15 protein-coding genes are annotated in these 14,352 nt (G+C 67.9%); 10 read left to right on the forward strand and 5 right to left on the reverse strand.

The window, feature by feature from the left end:
* Positions 1 to 72 precede the first annotated feature (72 nt).
* Genes PAM7066_RS09080 through PAM7066_RS09090 form a run of 4 tightly spaced genes read left to right on the forward strand, consistent with a single transcriptional unit; the run spans position 73 to position 4,780 of the window.
* Positions 73 to 1,662: an OpgD/OpgG family glucan biosynthesis protein gene (locus tag PAM7066_RS09080; protein ID WP_085853940.1), complete on the forward strand. Its 1,590-nt coding sequence runs from the start codon at positions 73 to 75 to the stop codon at positions 1,660 to 1,662.
* Entirely contained in the window at positions 1,647 to 1,802 is a 156-nt protein-coding gene (locus PAM7066_RS18920; RefSeq protein ID WP_175484610.1) for a hypothetical protein, read from the forward strand. The genes PAM7066_RS09080 and PAM7066_RS18920 overlap by 16 nt, the downstream gene beginning before the upstream one ends.
* Positions 1,795 to 3,567, forward strand: coding sequence for a glucans biosynthesis glucosyltransferase MdoH (gene mdoH, locus PAM7066_RS09085; protein ID WP_085853840.1), 1,773 nt, complete (start codon positions 1,795 to 1,797; stop codon positions 3,565 to 3,567). Before PAM7066_RS18920 ends, mdoH begins: the two co-directional genes overlap by 8 nt.
* Positions 3,560 to 4,780 (forward strand): OpgC family protein, encoded by a 1,221-nt coding sequence (locus PAM7066_RS09090; protein WP_085853841.1) that lies wholly within the window; start codon positions 3,560 to 3,562, stop codon positions 4,778 to 4,780. Before mdoH ends, PAM7066_RS09090 begins: the two co-directional genes overlap by 8 nt.
* Here PAM7066_RS09090 and PAM7066_RS09095 read toward each other — a convergent pair.
* Together PAM7066_RS09095 and msrC are read right to left on the reverse strand one after the other, a co-directional pair.
* The gene (locus tag PAM7066_RS09095; protein WP_085853842.1) at positions 4,777 to 5,436 is read right to left on the reverse strand and encodes an RluA family pseudouridine synthase; all 660 of its coding nucleotides are present in this window, start codon (positions 5,434 to 5,436) and stop codon (positions 4,777 to 4,779) included. The two genes, PAM7066_RS09090 and PAM7066_RS09095, sit on opposite strands and share 4 nt — an antisense overlap.
* Entirely contained in the window at positions 5,414 to 5,866 is a 453-nt protein-coding gene (gene msrC / locus PAM7066_RS09100) for a free L-methionine (R)-S-oxide reductase MsrC (RefSeq protein ID WP_085853843.1), read from the reverse strand. Before msrC ends, PAM7066_RS09095 begins: the two co-directional genes overlap by 23 nt.
* Before the next feature lie 90 nt (positions 5,867 to 5,956).
* On the opposite strand from msrC, the gene PAM7066_RS09105 reads away from it, so the two are divergent.
* The 4 genes from PAM7066_RS09105 to PAM7066_RS09120 are packed head-to-tail and all read left to right on the forward strand — an operon-like array spanning position 5,957 to position 8,803.
* Positions 5,957 to 6,304, forward strand: a complete 348-nt coding sequence (locus PAM7066_RS09105; RefSeq protein ID WP_085853844.1) for an STAS domain-containing protein — start codon at positions 5,957 to 5,959, stop codon at positions 6,302 to 6,304.
* The gene (locus PAM7066_RS09110; RefSeq protein WP_085853845.1) at positions 6,294 to 6,770 is read left to right on the forward strand and encodes an ATP-binding protein; all 477 of its coding nucleotides are present in this window, start codon (positions 6,294 to 6,296) and stop codon (positions 6,768 to 6,770) included. The genes PAM7066_RS09105 and PAM7066_RS09110 overlap by 11 nt, the downstream gene beginning before the upstream one ends.
* Before the next feature lie 59 nt (positions 6,771 to 6,829).
* Positions 6,830 to 8,404, forward strand: a complete 1,575-nt coding sequence (locus PAM7066_RS09115) for a gamma-glutamyltransferase family protein (RefSeq protein ID WP_085853941.1) — start codon at positions 6,830 to 6,832, stop codon at positions 8,402 to 8,404.
* A gap of 9 nt (positions 8,405 to 8,413) precedes the next feature.
* Positions 8,414 to 8,803: a rhodanese-like domain-containing protein gene (locus PAM7066_RS09120; protein ID WP_085853846.1), complete on the forward strand. Its 390-nt coding sequence runs from the start codon at positions 8,414 to 8,416 to the stop codon at positions 8,801 to 8,803.
* On the opposite strand, the gene hspQ is transcribed toward PAM7066_RS09120, so the two are convergent.
* Positions 8,800 to 9,126 carry a heat shock protein HspQ gene (hspQ, locus tag PAM7066_RS09125; protein ID WP_085853847.1) on the reverse strand — a complete coding sequence of 109 codons (327 nt, stop codon included), beginning with the start codon at positions 9,124 to 9,126 and terminating at the stop codon, positions 8,800 to 8,802. The two genes, PAM7066_RS09120 and hspQ, sit on opposite strands and share 4 nt — an antisense overlap.
* A gap of 264 nt (positions 9,127 to 9,390) precedes the next feature.
* On the opposite strand from hspQ, the gene PAM7066_RS09130 reads away from it, so the two are divergent.
* Positions 9,391 to 9,975 (forward strand): transglycosylase SLT domain-containing protein, encoded by a 585-nt coding sequence (locus tag PAM7066_RS09130; RefSeq protein ID WP_085853848.1) that lies wholly within the window; start codon positions 9,391 to 9,393, stop codon positions 9,973 to 9,975.
* Here PAM7066_RS09130 and PAM7066_RS09135 read toward each other — a convergent pair whose 3' ends face one another.
* Positions 9,976 to 10,593 (reverse strand): LolA family protein, encoded by a 618-nt coding sequence (locus tag PAM7066_RS09135; RefSeq protein ID WP_085853849.1) that lies wholly within the window; start codon positions 10,591 to 10,593, stop codon positions 9,976 to 9,978.
* A gap of 172 nt (positions 10,594 to 10,765) precedes the next feature.
* Here PAM7066_RS09135 and dps point away from each other — a divergent pair, with 172 nt between their 5' ends.
* Positions 10,766 to 11,257: a DNA starvation/stationary phase protection protein Dps gene (gene dps, locus PAM7066_RS09140; protein ID WP_085853850.1), complete on the forward strand. Its 492-nt coding sequence runs from the start codon at positions 10,766 to 10,768 to the stop codon at positions 11,255 to 11,257.
* 81 nt (positions 11,258 to 11,338) lie between these two features.
* Here dps and PAM7066_RS09145 read toward each other — a convergent pair whose 3' ends face one another.
* Positions 11,339 to 14,344 carry a DNA translocase FtsK gene (locus PAM7066_RS09145; protein ID WP_085853851.1) on the reverse strand — a complete coding sequence of 1,002 codons (3,006 nt, stop codon included), beginning with the start codon at positions 14,342 to 14,344 and terminating at the stop codon, positions 11,339 to 11,341.
* Between the last annotated feature and the right edge of the window lie 8 nt (positions 14,345 to 14,352).

Raw genomic sequence — 14,352 nt, forward strand, 5'->3', positions numbered from 1 at the left:
TCCACCGATCGGGCTGGCGCGTCCCCACAACTTCGCTAATCGTGCGGGAAAACGATGTCGGGTTTCCTGCACATGAAGACTGATACCTCCGCCTCGTCACCGCCCACCGGCCCGACCCGCCGCATGCTGCTGTGCAGCGCCGCCAGCCTCGCCGTGCTCGGCGTCGTCGGCCGCGCCCGCGCGCAGAGCGCCGCGACGCTGGGCGGCACGCCTTTCAGCTTCGAGGACCTGATCGAGCGGATGCGCCAGGCCGCGGGCCAGCCCTACAGCGCCCCTGCCCCGCTCGAGGGCGCGGTGGCCGAGCTGGATTACGACGACTACCGCAAGATCCAGTTCGACCCCGACCGTGCCCGCTGGGCCGGGTCGGAATCGCGCGTGGTGCTGCATTCCTACCATCCCGGCTGGCTGTTCAACTACGTCGTGCGGCTGAACGAGGTCGTGGACGGGCAGGCCCTGCCGATGCCGTTCGGACGCGAGGACTACATCTACCACGACGAGGCCGGCGATCACTTCCCCGCCGATGCCACCTTCCCCGGTGTCGCGGGCTTCCGGATGAACGCGCCGCTGAACGATCCCGAGCGCTTCGACGAGGTCGTCTCGTTCCTGGGCGCGAGCTATTTCCGTGCGCTCGGGAAGGGCAACGTCTATGGCCTCAGCGCCCGTGGGCTCGCGGTCAACACCGCGATCGGCCGCGAGGAAGAGTTCCCGCTGTTCTCGGAGTTCTGGATCGAACGCCCCGATCCCGGCAGCGACCATGTCGTGTTCTACGCCGCGCTCGAAAGCCCCTCGGTCTCGGGCGCGTTCCGCTTCGCGGTGACACCGGGCGAGACCACGACGATCGACGTGGAACAGCACCTGTTCTTCCGCGAGGCGGTCGAGCAGCTTGGCGTCGCGCCGCTGACCTCGATGTTCCTCTTCGCGCCGCACGACCGCGCGGGCTTCAACGATTACCGCCACCGGGTGCATGACAGCGAGGCCCTTGTCGTGCGGATGGAGGGGGAAGAGTTCCTTCGCCCGCTGTGCAATCCCGAGACGCTGGGCAACTCGTACATCTCGGTCTCGGACCCCACGGCCTTCGGACTCGTGCAGCGCCATCGCGACTTCGAGGACTACCTCGACGCCGAGGCCCGTTACCAGCGGCGCCCCTCGCTGATGGTCGAGCCCCTGGGCGACTGGGGCCGCGGGTCGGTAAGGCTGATCGAGATCCCGACCGAGCTGGAGAGCAACGACAACATCGTCGCCTTCTGGGTCCCCGAGGTTGAGATCGCCGCCGGCGACGAACGCTCGTTCGCGTATCGCCTGCACTGGGGCGACGCGCCCCTGGAGCCCGAGACGAAAACCGCCCGAATATTGCGCACCCTGGCCGGATATGGCGGCGCGGCAGGCGTCGAACCGCTGACCGATCGGCAGAAGTTCGTCATCGATTTCGACGGCTCGGAAATCGGGGAACCCGATGAGGAGAGCCCGGTTACAGCGGTGGTTTCCGCGGTCAATGGCGAGATCGTGGAAGATGTCCTTGAATACCTGGAAGAGCACCGGATCTGGCGCCTCGTCCTGGAAGTGAGGGCCGAAGCGGGTGCCGTGGCGGAATTGAAGGCCCAGCTCGCAAAAGATGATCGCCGGTTGAGTGAAACTTGGCTGTACCAATGGACCAAAATCTGAACACCCTGAACGACCTAGACGATGTCGATACGTCTCCGCCCTATGCGCCCCTCGCAATGCCCCGGCAGATCCTTGAACGGGACCGCCGCGAGGGGGTGATCGGCGCGCTTCTGCGCCTCCTGACCGCCCGCAATGCGTGACCGAGCGCGTCCGCGCGCCGACCTGCGCACCGCGGTGTGGCGGGCGGCGGCGCTCGGCTTCACCCTGCTGTCGGGCGTGGCCGCCACGGCGCTGATGGCCGAGGCCGCCTTCGCCGCAGGATTCGGCGCGTGGGACGTCGTCTGCGTCGTGCTGATCTTTTTCACCACACTCTGGCTTGCCTGGGGCGCGGCGCAATCGCTGGTCGGCCTCGCCCCCGGTCGCCGCCCGGCCCCGACCGACCTTCCGCACCCCGACGCACCCACCGTCATCCTGCTGCCCATCTGCAACGAGGACGCCCGCGCCGCCGCCGCTCGCCTGGCCGCGATGGAAGCCTCGGTTCGCGCGGCTGGCGTGACGGTGGATTTCGCCGTGCTGTCCGATACCCGCGACGGCGATGCGCTGATACTCGAGCGACAGGCCTTCGCGCCGCTTTGCGCCCACAGGCCTGACCGGCTGCGCGTCTACTACCGCAACCGAACCGAAAACTGGGGCCGCAAGGCCGGCAATATCGAGGACTTCATCCGCAACTCGGGCGGCGCCTACGAGTTCGCGGTGATCCTGGACGCCGACAGCCTGATGGAAGGCGAGACCATCGGCCACCTGATCGCCCGGATGCAGGCGGCGCCCGACATCGGGCTGCTGCAGACCCTGCCCAAGATCATCGGCGCGACCTCGTGGTTCGGCCGCGCCATGCAGTTCGCGGCCAGCTTCTACTCGCCCGTCTTCGCGCGCGGGTTGCAGCGGATGCAGGGGCCGACCGGCCCGTTCTGGGGCCACAACGCCATCGTGCGCGTGAAGGCGCTGGCCGAGTCCTGTGCCCTGCCCGAGCTGAGCGGTCGCCCCCCCTTCGGAGGCTCGATCCTGAGCCATGACTATGTCGAGGCCGCCCTGCTGGCCCGCGCCGGCTGGCGGGTCGAGGTGGACCCGGCGATCCCCGGCTCGTTCGAGGAAGGCCCCGACAACCTCGTCGCCTATGCCCGCCGCGACCGCCGCTGGTGCCAGGGCAACCTGCAGCACCTGCGCATCGTCGGCGCACCTGGCCTGACGGCGTGGAGCCGCTTCGTCTTCGTCCAGGGCATCGCGTCCTACATCGTGCCGCTGTTCTGGGCCGGGTTCCTGCTGTCGTCGATGGCGGCTCTCGTCGCCGCGCCGCCGCCCGACTACTTCCCAGAGCCGTACCAGCTTTTCCCCGTCTTCCCCGACCGCAACACGCGCGAGATCGTCGCGCTGGCCATCGGGATCGTAGGGCTGCTGCTGTTGCCGAAGGTCGGGATCCTCGCGGCGGCGATCGCATCTGACCGGACGAAGGGCTTTGGCGGTGCGGCGCGGACAACCGCCTCGGTCCTGGCCGAGACGCTGCTGTCGTCGCTGATCGCGCCGATCATGCTGATGTACCAGAGCCGCGCGGTGATCGAGGTGCTGTCGGGCAAGGATGGCGGCTGGCCCGCCACCATGCGCGGCGAAGGACGGCTGAGCCTGTCAGAAGGGCGCGCGGCCGCCGGGTGGATCAGCCTGAGCGGCCTGGCGGCCCTCTGCGTCGTGGCGTGGCTGGGGCGGGACCTGCTGTTCTGGCTGCTGCCCGTCACGCTGCCGATGATCGCAGCACCCCTGCTGATCGCGGCGACCTCGCGCCCCGCCCCGCGCGGGCTTTTCACCGCCCCCGACGAGATCGCCCCCTCGCCCGTCATCGCGGCCTATCGCACCGCACTTGGCACCGGCACGGCACAAGCCGCGCCCGCCGAAAAGGAGGCACGCGTTGCCTGACTCGAAAGTCGTCCCTCTTCCAGGCACCGGGCCGCGCCCGTCCCCGCGCGATCCGCGCATCGACGCCTTCCGGGGCATCGCGCTGGTGATGATCATCGTCACCCACATGCCCGGCAACCCGTGGGAGGCGCTGACGATCCGCGAATGGGGCTTCTCCGACGCGGCCGAGGCGTTCTTCCTGATGTCCGGCATCGCGGCGGGCATCGCCTATTCCCCGGCAATCGAGCGTTGGCTGCGCGGGAACGGGGGTCTCTGGGCCGCCATCTCGCCCATGTGGGCACGGGCCTGGACGCTGTACCTGGTGCAGATCCTGCTGACGGTGATCGCGCTCGGCCTTTTCGCGTGGTCGGCTGGCGTCTTCCTCGAGCCGCGATTCCGCGAGATCCACAACCTGGCCCAGATCTACCGCGACCCCGGGGCCGCGCTGGCCGGAATCCCGACGCTGGGCTACCAGATCGGCTACGTGAACATCCTGCCGACCTACATCGTGCTGATGGTCGCCGCCCCCCTCATCGTCGCGGCGGGGCTGAAGCGGCCGCTGCTGGTGCTGGGCGTGTCCGTTCTGCTGTGGCATGTCAGCGGGCTGTGGCGGCTCAACATCCCGAACCATCCGGGCGGCGGGGGGTGGTTCTTCTCGCCGACATCGTGGCAGCTGATCTTCACGATCGGCCTGCTGATCGGCATCCGCCACCGCAAGGGCCAACGGCTGGTGCCGGTAAGCCGGCCCACCTTGTGTATCGCGTTGGCGGTCCTCGCCTTCATCTTCGCGTGGCGGCACGTGCCGGAGCTCGGCACCTACATGAACCACAAGATGGCACAGTTGGGCGCGCTCGGAGCGCCGGGGCACGTGGTGGCGCATACGAAGACGTGGCTCGGCCTGCCTCGCCTCATCCATGTCCTGGCGCTGGCCTATGTGCTGTCGTCCATCCCCGCGGTCCGCAGCCTTGCCGCCCACCGGGTCTCCAGGCCGCTCAGGACGATGGGACAGCAGGGGCTTCTGGTCTTCGCCTTCGGGACGGTGCTGATGCTGGTCGGCCAGATCCTGATGGACGTGGAGCCGACCTCTACCTGGTTGCCCTGGGTCCTGCCGCCTGCCGCCACGTTGCTTTGCTGGGCGGCGGCGTGGACCAAGAACCGGTTGCGCGCGCCGAAAGCCTCGGAGCGTCCGGCGGTGTCTGACGCCTCGCCCATGAAGCGCAGCGCCCTCGGCTAGAACGGCGCAGGCGCCTCGAACCGCATCCAGCGCCCGCCGGCGGGATGGCGCAGTTCCAGCAACTCGGCGTGGAGCATCATCCGCGGATGATCCCGCGCCGGGCCCTGCGCATAGAGCGTATCGCCCAGGATCGGATGGCCGAGGCTGAGCATGTGCACCCTCAGCTGGTGCGAGCGGCCGGTGATCGGCGTCAGGGATACGCGGCTTTCGGTGTCCGAGCGGTCGATCACCTGCCAGTCGGTCTGCGCCGGGCGCCCCTCGTCGTGATCGATCCGCTGGAGGGGGCGGTTCGGCCAGTCCACGATCAGCGGCAGGTCCACGCGGCCGCCGTCGCCCTGCACACGGCCCTCGACCCGCGCGACGTAGCGCTTCTTCGTGTGCCGCTTCTCGAATTGCAGGCCCAGGTGGCGCTGCGCGTTCGGGTTCCGCGCGAAGATCATCACTCCGGACGTGTCCCGGTCCAGCCGGTGGACCAGCAGGACGCCGGGATACGCGGCCTGCAACCGCGCGATCAGGCAGTCGGCCAGTGCAGGCCCCTTGCCCGGCACCGACAAAAGCCCGTCCGGCTTCACCACCACCAGCAGGTCGTGGTCCACATGCACCAGCTCCGGCGGGCCGGTGGGCGGGTCGTAGTCAGGTGCGTGCAAAGGTGGCATCGAGGATCCTCGTCAGGCCGGCTGCGTCCGCGTCGGTGAAGGCGTCGGGGCGATCGCTGTCGATGTCGAACACGGCGATGATTTCGCCGGCCGCGTCGCGCACGGGCAGGACGATCTCGCTTCGGGTCGAGGACGCGCAGGCGATGTGGCCGGGGAACGCTTCGACATCGGGGACAAGCTGAACCTCGCCGGTGCGCGCCGCCGCGCCGCAGACGCCGCGCTCGAACGGAATGACGAGGCAGCCATGGCCGCCCTGGTAGGGGCCGATCTTCAGCAGGCCGGGTGCCACGACCCGGTAGAAGCCGGTCCAGTCGAAGCGGTCGTCGGAATGGTGCACCTCGCAGGCCAGCGTGGCCATGAGGGCGACCTGGTCGTCCTCACCTTCGGTCAGGCTCGCCACACGGGCGGCGAGCGCGTCGTAATCCAGCATGAGCTGTTCCGGAATCGTTGCTGCTTTAAGGCTCCGTTAGCACGAGCCGTGCAGGATTGGCCACGCGCAGGGCAGCAGAGGTTCGCACGCATGAACATCGAAACCCGCCTCTCGGACGAGGGGCTTGTCGTTCGGCCCTTGGAGTCTCGGCTCGACGCGGCCGGGGCAGTGCAGTTCAAGGATGCGATCCGCGACCTTGTTTCGAGCGCGCCGGACTGCATGATCCTGGACCTCGGCAACGTGACCTTCCTCGATTCCTCCGGCCTTGGCGCGGTGGTCGGGGCGATGAAGATGCTCGGCCCGGATCGGCGTCTCGAACTCGCCAACCTCAATCCTGCGGTGGCGAAGGTGTTCGCCCTGACCCGGATGGACAGGGTCTTCACGATTCACACCACCCCGCCCGCCGGTGCGCCGGTCGACACCCGCCATGTCGGCTGAAGCACGCCCGAAAATCCACCATGAGGAGGTCCCGCATACCGACGGAAGGCGGGAGCTGCGCGTTTTCTACGTCAGCAACGACGTCGCCACGCGCGAAGCCCTGGTCGGCGTGGCCCGCGAGTTGCGCGGCTTCGGGTTGTGCGAATGCGAGCTCCAGACCGTTCAGCAGGTTCTGGCCGAAATCCTGAACAACGTGGTCGAACATGCCTGTGCCGACGACACAAGCGCGCTGATCGAGCTTCGCGTGATCCTCGAGGAAAGCATCATCCACGCGCAGGTCATCGATTCGGGCCGGCCGATGCCCGGCGGCACCCTGCCGGAGCCCGCGCCCCCCCACCCGACGGATTTGCCCGAGGGCGGCTTCGGCTGGTGCATCATCCGTGCCATGGCCGACCGGATCAGCTACGTCCGCGAGGGCGGGCGCAACAGGCTCAGCGTTTCGCTTCGCCGGGACCGAAAGCCCTGACCTCGCCTTCCCTTGCCGGTCGCGCGCGCATAGCGTGACCGCCGAGGGAGGATCACATGATGCGCGACTTTCACCTGCCGGGGCGTTCGCCCGTCTATGCCGAGAACGGGATGTGCGCGACGTCACACCCGCTGGCGGCGAAAGTCGCGATCCAGATCCTGGAATCCGGCGGCAACGCTGTGGACGCGGCCATCGCCGGCGCGGTGCTGCTGGGCATCGCCGAGCCGCAAATGACCGGCATCGGCGGCGACTGCTTCGCGCTTGTCGCCAAGCCTGACGGGGAGATCATTGCCCTGAACGGATCGGGCCGCGCCCCTGCGGGGCTGGATGCCGAGGCGATCCGGGGCGAAGGGCACACCTTCATGCCGCTCGGCCATGCTCATGCGGTGACGATTCCGGGTGCCATCGACGCCTTCTGCCGCCTGTCCGCCGATCACGGGCGCGCCGGCCTTGCCACGGCACTGGCCCCGGCGATCCACTACGCCGAAGCCGGCATCCCCGTCGCCGATCGCGTTGCCTTCGACTGGGCGAAGGACGCCGGCACCCTGACCGGAGCGGCCCGTGACGTCTACCTGCCGAACGGCACCGCCCCATCCCCCGGCACGATCTTCCGCGCCCCGCAGCAGGCCGAGGTGCTGCGCCGTGTCGCCATGGACGGGCGGCAAGGCTTCTACGAGGGCGAGGTCGCCGAGGACATGGTGCAGAGCCTCCGCGCGGCGGGCGGCACCCATACGCTCGACGATTTCGCTTCGGTCGAGGCCTCCTACGGCACCCCCCTGACCGGCACCTATGGCGAGCACGAACTTGTCGAGCATCCGCCCAACGGGCAGGGCGCGACGGCGATCCTGCTGGCGCATATCCTCGCGCAGTTCGACCTGTCATCGCTCGACCCCGTCGGGAGCGAGCGCGCGCACCTGGAGGCCGAGGCCGCCAAGCTGGCCTATGACGCGCGCAACCGCTACCTCGCCGACCCCGAGCACGTGACCAAGCTGGACCACATGCTGTCGATGGGCACGGCGAAGGCGCTGGCCGAGCTGATCGACCCCGACCGAGCAATGCCGGATGCGCGCACGGCCTCCGGCGCCGTTCACAAGGACACGATCTACATCACCGTGGTGGACCGCGACCGCATGGCGGTGTCGCTGATCTATTCGATCTTCCACGGGTTCGGCTCGGGGATCGCGTCCGACACGTTCGGCATCCTGTTCCAGAACCGCGGCGCGGGCTTCAGCCTGGAACGTGGCCACGCCAACGAGGCTGCCCCCGGCAAACGTCCGATGCACACGATCATCCCCGGCATGATCCGCCACAAGGGCCGTCTTGCCATGCCTTTTGGCGTCATGGGCGGGGGCTACCAGCCCGCGGGGCACGCACGCTTCCTGACGAATGTCGCGGATTACGGGATGAGCCCGCAGGCGGCCATCGACGCCCCGCGCAGCTTTGCCGACAAGGGCGTGCTCAACGTCGAAAGAGGCTATGCGAGCGGGGTGCGCGATGCCCTTGCCGCGCGGGGACACCGGGTCGAGGTTCCCGACACTCCGCTCGGGGGCGCACAGGCGATCCTGATGCGCGAGGATGGCGTGCTCGAAGGTGGGTCCGATCCCCGCAAGGACGGATGCGCCCTGGGATATTAGGAGGAAGCCATGCCGATCACCCCCGTCGAGACCCTTGTCGCGAACGCCAAGGCCCGGATCGAGACCCTTGCGCTCGAGGAAGCCAGGGCGCGCGCCGAACGAGGCGACGCGCTGCTGGTGGACATCCGCGACGTGCGTGAGCTGGACCGGCAGGGACGCGTACCGGGCGCCGTCCATGCCCCGCGCGGGATGCTGGAGTTTTGGGTCGACCCGGAAAGCCCCTACCACCGCGAGGTCTTCGCAACCGACAAGCAGCTGATCCTGTTCTGCGCCGGAGCGATGCGATCGGCCTTGGCCGTGGCGACGCTGCGGGACATGGGGCTCGAGAATGTCGCCGAGATGGACGAAGGCTTCGCGGGCTGGACCGCCCGCGGCCTGCCCGTTGAAAAGCGCGACTAGTTCAGCTGGAAGTGGACCGGATAGGTGCCGTTTTCCGGCTCGCCGAAGAACTCGGGCAGGTCGGGATGGCCCACGGGTTCGCCTGAATAGTCGGCCTCGAGGTTCTGCTCGGACACGTAGGCGACGTAATAGCTTTGGTCGTTCTCGGCCAGCAGGTGGTAGAACGGCTGATCGCGCGCCGGGCGTGCCTCTTCGGGAATGGACTCGTACCATTCCTCGGTATTCGCGAAGGTCGGGTCGACGTCGAAGACAACACCCCGGAACGGGTGCTTGCGATGACGGACGACCTGACCAAGATGATAGCGCGCGCGCGTTTTCAGCATGCCTCTTCTCCCGTCCATTCGGACAACATGTAGAAGCCGAAGATCGTTGTCCATGCCCGCGATCCCTAGAGATTGAAACACATCGTGGCCGGATCCTGAGGGTGGCTGCAAAGATTTGCCGATCTCGCCATTCCTCGACCGCAGTCCCTGTCGTCCATTTGCCGCTGATCCTTGCCCGGGTCATCTCGTCCCATTTGCGTGCGCCGGCGTTTTGGTTAGAGTGGACGGCAAAAGACGCCAAAAAAGACAAATCGAGCAGGCCCCATGACCAGACACGTCCGTGCGCTGATCCTTTTGCTGTTCGTCGCGTCCTGCGGCAGCACCGAAAGCACAGCACCCCGCAACCTCGAGAATGCGTGCGCCATTCTCGACGAACGCCCCCACTACCTGCGCGCCATGCGCCGGACCGAGCGCAAATGGGGCGTCCCCATCTCGGTCCAGATGGCGACGATCCACCAGGAATCGAAGTTCATCGGCAACGCCCGCACACCCTTGCGATTCGCCCTCGGGGTGATCCCGATGGGTCGGCAGAGCTCGGCCTACGGCTATAGCCAGGCTCTCGACGGGACCTGGGACGAGTACTTGCAAAAGCAGGGAAACCGGCGCGCCAAGCGGGACGACATCAACGACGCCACCGACTTCATGGGCTGGTACATGCACCAGACCGAACAGGGTCTGGGCGTCTCGAAGCGGGACGCCAAGAACCAGTACCTGGCCTATCACGAGGGGCGGTCGGGCTATGCGCGCGGCAGCTACAACGCAAAGCCGTGGCTGCTGACCGTGTCGGACAAGGTTCAGACGCGGGCGATCCTCTACGAGAACCAGCTCCGCGCCTGCCGCAAGACGTGATCAGTTCCCGCCGCGAGACCTGACCTCGGTCGGGATCGAGAAGTAGCTGGCCGGCAGGCTGCCGACCTGCTGCAGGTTCGACAGCGCGGTCGTGGTGCGATTGCCCTGCCCGTCGATCACCACCCATTGGCGCAGGGTCAGCGGGTTGTCGGTGAACACCAGTTCCAGCGCGCCGTATTGCGGGCGCTGCGGGTCCTGCGCGGTCACGATCGTCTTGTTACCCTCTTGCCGGTGCCCCTGGACCATCCCGGCCCGGCCGAGATTGACGTTGCTGTCGAGGATGATCGACAGCGGCGTCTGGCTGAGGGGGTAGGTCTCGGGGTTCACGCTGTTCGATCGGCCGTCGAACACGGCGACCGAGCCGCCACCGGCCATCACCAGGTCCTGTACCGGTGGATCGTAGTCGAACCGCATCCGGCCCGGCCGGTTGATATAAAGCGTCCCGGTCGAGATCGACTGGTCGTTGTTGATCTGGGTGAACTTGGCCTGCACCGTGCCGAGGCTGTTCAGGTATTGCGACAGGTTGGCCAGCGGAATGGGGGCGGCCTGCGCCTGGCCGGCGAGCGCCAGGCCCGCGGTGGCGGCCGTGGCGGCGAAGAAGGTTCTGCGCGTGAGCATGTTGGACTCCGGGTCTTGGGTTCAGCCTCGATATAGGAAGCATGCGGCCAGTCGCCATCGTCATCCCATGACAGTGCGGCGTCATGGGATGGAACCCGCCCCATAGCTGCGGCTTTGACGAATGAAAGACGGCGCCACGCGTCGTCCAGAGAATTTCGTTGAAGGAGGCATCATGCCCGAAGCATTCGTCAAAGGCCTGAACGACAACACCCGCTCGAAGGTGGTCGACCTTCTGAACGCGCGGCTCAGCGACGTGATCTCGCTGGCGCTGGCCTCGAAGCAGGCGCACTGGAACCTGCGCGGCCCCGGCTTCATCGGGGTGCACGAGTTGCTCGACGAGGTGGCCGACCGGCTGCGCGAAAGCTCGGACCTGATCGCCGAGCGTGCCGTGATCCTCGGCGGCTTCGCCGACGGCACCGCCGAAATCGTGGCCGAGAAGACCACGATGAAGCCCTATCCGTTGAACGAAAAGGACATCCAAGTCCATCTCGAGGCGCTGCGCGAGCGGTTCCTGGACGTCGGCGAGAAGATCCGCAGCGCGATCGACGAGGCGGGCGAGATCGGCGATGACGACACCGAGGATCTCTTCACCGAGGTCTCGCGTCAGATCGACAAGGACGCCTGGTTCCTCGCGGCCAACATGCCCGAGCCCGCCAAAACCTGATCCCTTATCCCTCCCTGGCGGGCTTCCGGCCCGCAGGACCTGCCCGGCACCTCGCGTGCCGGGCTTTTTTCTGCGCCGGCGTCAGTTGACCTCGGGCACCAGCACCTCGCGCTTGCCGACATGGTTGGCCGAGCTGACGACGCTCTGATCCTCCATCTGTTCGACGAGGCGGGCGGCCTTGTTGTAGCCGATGCCGAGCTTGCGCTGGATGTAGCTGGTCGAGCACTTGCGGTCCTTCGCGACGATCGCCACCGCCTGGTCGTAGAGCGCGTCGTCCCCCTCGCGACCCGATCCGCCGCCGCCGGCGAGGCCGAGAACCGCGTCGATGTCGCTTTCCTTGTCCTCGTCCGGCCCCTGGACCACGCCGGACTGGTAGTCGGGCGGTCCGTAGCTTTTCAGATAGGTGACGATCTCCTCGACCTCCTCGTCCGAGCAGAACGGCCCGTGGACGCGGATGATGCGGCTGCCGCCGGCCATGTAGAGCATATCGCCCATGCCCAGAAGCTGCTCGGCCCCCTGCTCGCCCAGGATGGTGCGGCTGTCGATCTTCGACGTCACCGAGAAAGAGATCCGGGTGGGAAAGTTCGCCTTGATGGTGCCGGTGATGACGTCGACCGACGGGCGCTGCGTCGCCATGATGAGGTGGATGCCGGAGGCCCGCGCCATCTGCGCGAGGCGCTGGATGCAGGCTTCGATCTCCTTGCCCGCGACCATCATCAGGTCTGCCATCTCATCCACGACGACCACGATGAAGGGCAGGATCTCGGGCTGGATTTCCTCGGTCTCGAAGATCGGCTCGCCGGTCTCGTCGTCGAAGCCGGTCTGGACCGTGCGCTCGAACAGTTCGCCCTTCTTCAGCGCGTCGCGGACCCGGGCGTTGTAGCCCTCGATGTTGCGGACGCCCATCTTGGACATCTTGCGGTAGCGGTCCTCCATCTCGGCGACGACCCATTTCAGGGCGACGACGGCCTTCTTGGGATCAGTCACGACAGGCGAGAGCAGGTGCGGGATGCCGTCGTAGACCGACAGTTCCAGCATCTTGGGGTCGATCATGATCATCCGGCACTCTTCGGGCGTCAGCCGGTAGAGCAGCGACAGGATCATCGTGTTGATGGCCACGGACTTGCCCGAGCCGGTGGTGCCCGCGATCAGCAGGTGCGGCATCTTCGCCAGGTTCGCGACGATCGGGTCGCCGCCGATATCCTTGCCGAGGGCGAGCGGGAGCTGGTGCTTGGCGTCGTCGAACTCTCGCGAGGACAGGATCTCGCGCAGGACGCAGATCTCGCGGTTCTCGTTGGGAAGCTCGATGCCGATGACCGACCGGCCCGGCACGGTCGAGACGCGCGCGGACAGCGCCGACATCGACCGGGCGATGTCGTCGGCCAAGCCGATGACGCGGCTAGCCTTGAGGCCGGGCGCAGGCTCGAGCTCGTACATGGTGACGACGGGGCCGGGGCGGACGCTGACGATCTCGCCCTTCACGCCGTAATCGTCGAGCACGGTTTCCAGCATCCGCGCGTTTTCCTCGAGCGCCTCGTCGGACAGCACGTGCCTCTCGACCCCCTTGGGGTCCGTCAGCAAGTGCAGCGGAGGACGCTCGTAGGCGGCCTCGGCTTCGTCGAAGGCGAGATTCGGTTGCGCCTCGGCCTCGGCCCGCTTCGACGGACGGAACGGCTTGTTCGGGGCGTGCTGCACCTTCCCTTTGGGCGCCTCGCGCTCGACCCTGGGGGCGAAGCGCGGCGTGTCCGGGGCGGCCGCGCGGGCAGCGACGGGGTCCGGCAACTCCGAGACGGGGAAGTCCCGCGTCTCGGGCTCGTCGTCCTCGACCTCGAAGGCTGCGTCGTCCTGATCCTCGTGCACGTGGGCCAGATCGGGCTCGTATGCCTCCTCGGGCAGGTCGTCCTCGTGCTCCTGCGGCTCTTCCGTCTGCGGTTCGACGGTGACGCCCGGGTTCAACAGAAGGGGTTGCGGGCCGAGGGGATGCTTTCGCCCCTTGATGACGGGCTCCACGCGGGGCTTGCCGGGCAGTGCGCCACGGGACCGCGCGCGGCTGCGGATCGCGTCGGAGATCTTGTCGGAGATGCGGTCGCCGCCCTCGCCCGGCTCGTCGCGCATCTCGATCTCGGGGATAAACTCGCGCTCGTCCTTGGGGGCGAGGCCGAGCCGCCCGCCGAGCCGCGTCAGGAAGCCCGGCGCTTCGGCGGGCTCTTCCGCGTCGTCCTCGTCGAAGGGACCGAATTCCGCATCGTCCGCGGGCCAGTCGTGATCGACCGGCGGCGGCGCGCGAAGCACGCGCGGCATGGGCCCTGCTGCGGGAGCCGGGTCGAACAGGTCGTCCTCGTCGGCGTCGACCGTGCGCTCGGCGCGGGCATCGCGCATGGCGCGGGTCCGCTCGGCCGCGGCACGGGCCCCGGCGGTCACGCCCTGCGCCAGCCCGCGCTGGCCGAAACCGAGAAGGGCGACCAGCCCGGCATAACTCATCACCGTCCCACGCGCGAGCCAGCGGCCGATCCCCGCGATCTCGGTCCGGGTGAAGCCCAGGACGAACGCGCCCATGATCCACGTCGCGATCATCACCAGAAGGGCCGTCAGCTTGAGGCCCAGTGCCCCCTGCACGCCCAGAAGGCCCAGAAGCGCGCCCAGCGCCATGTCCCCGAACATGCCGCCCAGGCCGAAGCTCTGCCCCCAGTCGGCGCCGGGCGCGTGCGTCGCGAGATAGACCGACACCAGCGCCACGCCGATGGGCACGAAGACGGCGCGCGACAGGGCGCGGTATGCTCCGGTATGGATCAGGAACCGCCCGCCCCAGACAAACAGCGCCGCCGGGATGCCCCAGGCGCCGAGGCCCGCGATGATGATCATCGGCGAGGCGATCGAGGCGCCCATTCGGCCCAGCGCGTTCTGCGCGGGTTCCGAGGTCGCGGCGAGCCAGGAAGGGTCGTCGGGCACGTAGCTGCCGAGGATCAGCGCAAGCGCCACCCCCGCGCCCAGCAGCGCCAGGCCGATCAGCTCGCGGCCGCGCTTTTCCAGAATTTCCTGCGTGTCGCTGTCGAAGAGCGGGCTCCGGCTGCGTGTCTGATAGGCCATCCTGTTCC

It is taken from the genome of Palleronia marisminoris, from assembly GCF_900172315.1.
Lineage (GTDB): Bacteria > Pseudomonadota > Alphaproteobacteria > Rhodobacterales > Rhodobacteraceae > Palleronia > Palleronia marisminoris.

Excerpts from the sequence above, each read along its gene's own strand:
- PAM7066_RS09080 (WP_085853940.1), top strand. The coding sequence starts at position 73 with ATGAAGACTGATACCTCCGCCTCGTCACCGCCCACCGGCCCGACCCGC.
- PAM7066_RS18920 (WP_175484610.1), top strand. The coding sequence starts at position 1,647 with ATGGACCAAAATCTGAACACCCTGAACGACCTAGACGATGTCGATACG.
- mdoH (WP_085853840.1), top strand. The coding sequence starts at position 1,795 with ATGCGTGACCGAGCGCGTCCGCGCGCCGACCTGCGCACCGCGGTGTGG.
- PAM7066_RS09095 (WP_085853842.1), bottom strand. The coding sequence starts at position 5,436 with ATGCCACCTTTGCACGCACCTGACTACGACCCGCCCACCGGCCCGCCG.
- msrC (WP_085853843.1), bottom strand. The coding sequence starts at position 5,866 with ATGCTGGATTACGACGCGCTCGCCGCCCGTGTGGCGAGCCTGACCGAA.
- PAM7066_RS09105 (WP_085853844.1), top strand. The coding sequence starts at position 5,957 with ATGAACATCGAAACCCGCCTCTCGGACGAGGGGCTTGTCGTTCGGCCC.
- PAM7066_RS09110 (WP_085853845.1), top strand. The coding sequence starts at position 6,294 with ATGTCGGCTGAAGCACGCCCGAAAATCCACCATGAGGAGGTCCCGCAT.
- PAM7066_RS09115 (WP_085853941.1), top strand. The coding sequence starts at position 6,830 with ATGCGCGACTTTCACCTGCCGGGGCGTTCGCCCGTCTATGCCGAGAAC.
- PAM7066_RS09120 (WP_085853846.1), top strand. The coding sequence starts at position 8,414 with ATGCCGATCACCCCCGTCGAGACCCTTGTCGCGAACGCCAAGGCCCGG.
- hspQ (WP_085853847.1), bottom strand. The coding sequence starts at position 9,126 with ATGCTGAAAACGCGCGCGCGCTATCATCTTGGTCAGGTCGTCCGTCAT.
- PAM7066_RS09130 (WP_085853848.1), top strand. The coding sequence starts at position 9,391 with ATGACCAGACACGTCCGTGCGCTGATCCTTTTGCTGTTCGTCGCGTCC.
- PAM7066_RS09135 (WP_085853849.1), bottom strand. The coding sequence starts at position 10,593 with ATGCTCACGCGCAGAACCTTCTTCGCCGCCACGGCCGCCACCGCGGGC.
- dps (WP_085853850.1), top strand. The coding sequence starts at position 10,766 with ATGCCCGAAGCATTCGTCAAAGGCCTGAACGACAACACCCGCTCGAAG.
- PAM7066_RS09145 (WP_085853851.1), bottom strand. The coding sequence starts at position 14,344 with ATGGCCTATCAGACACGCAGCCGGAGCCCGCTCTTCGACAGCGACACG.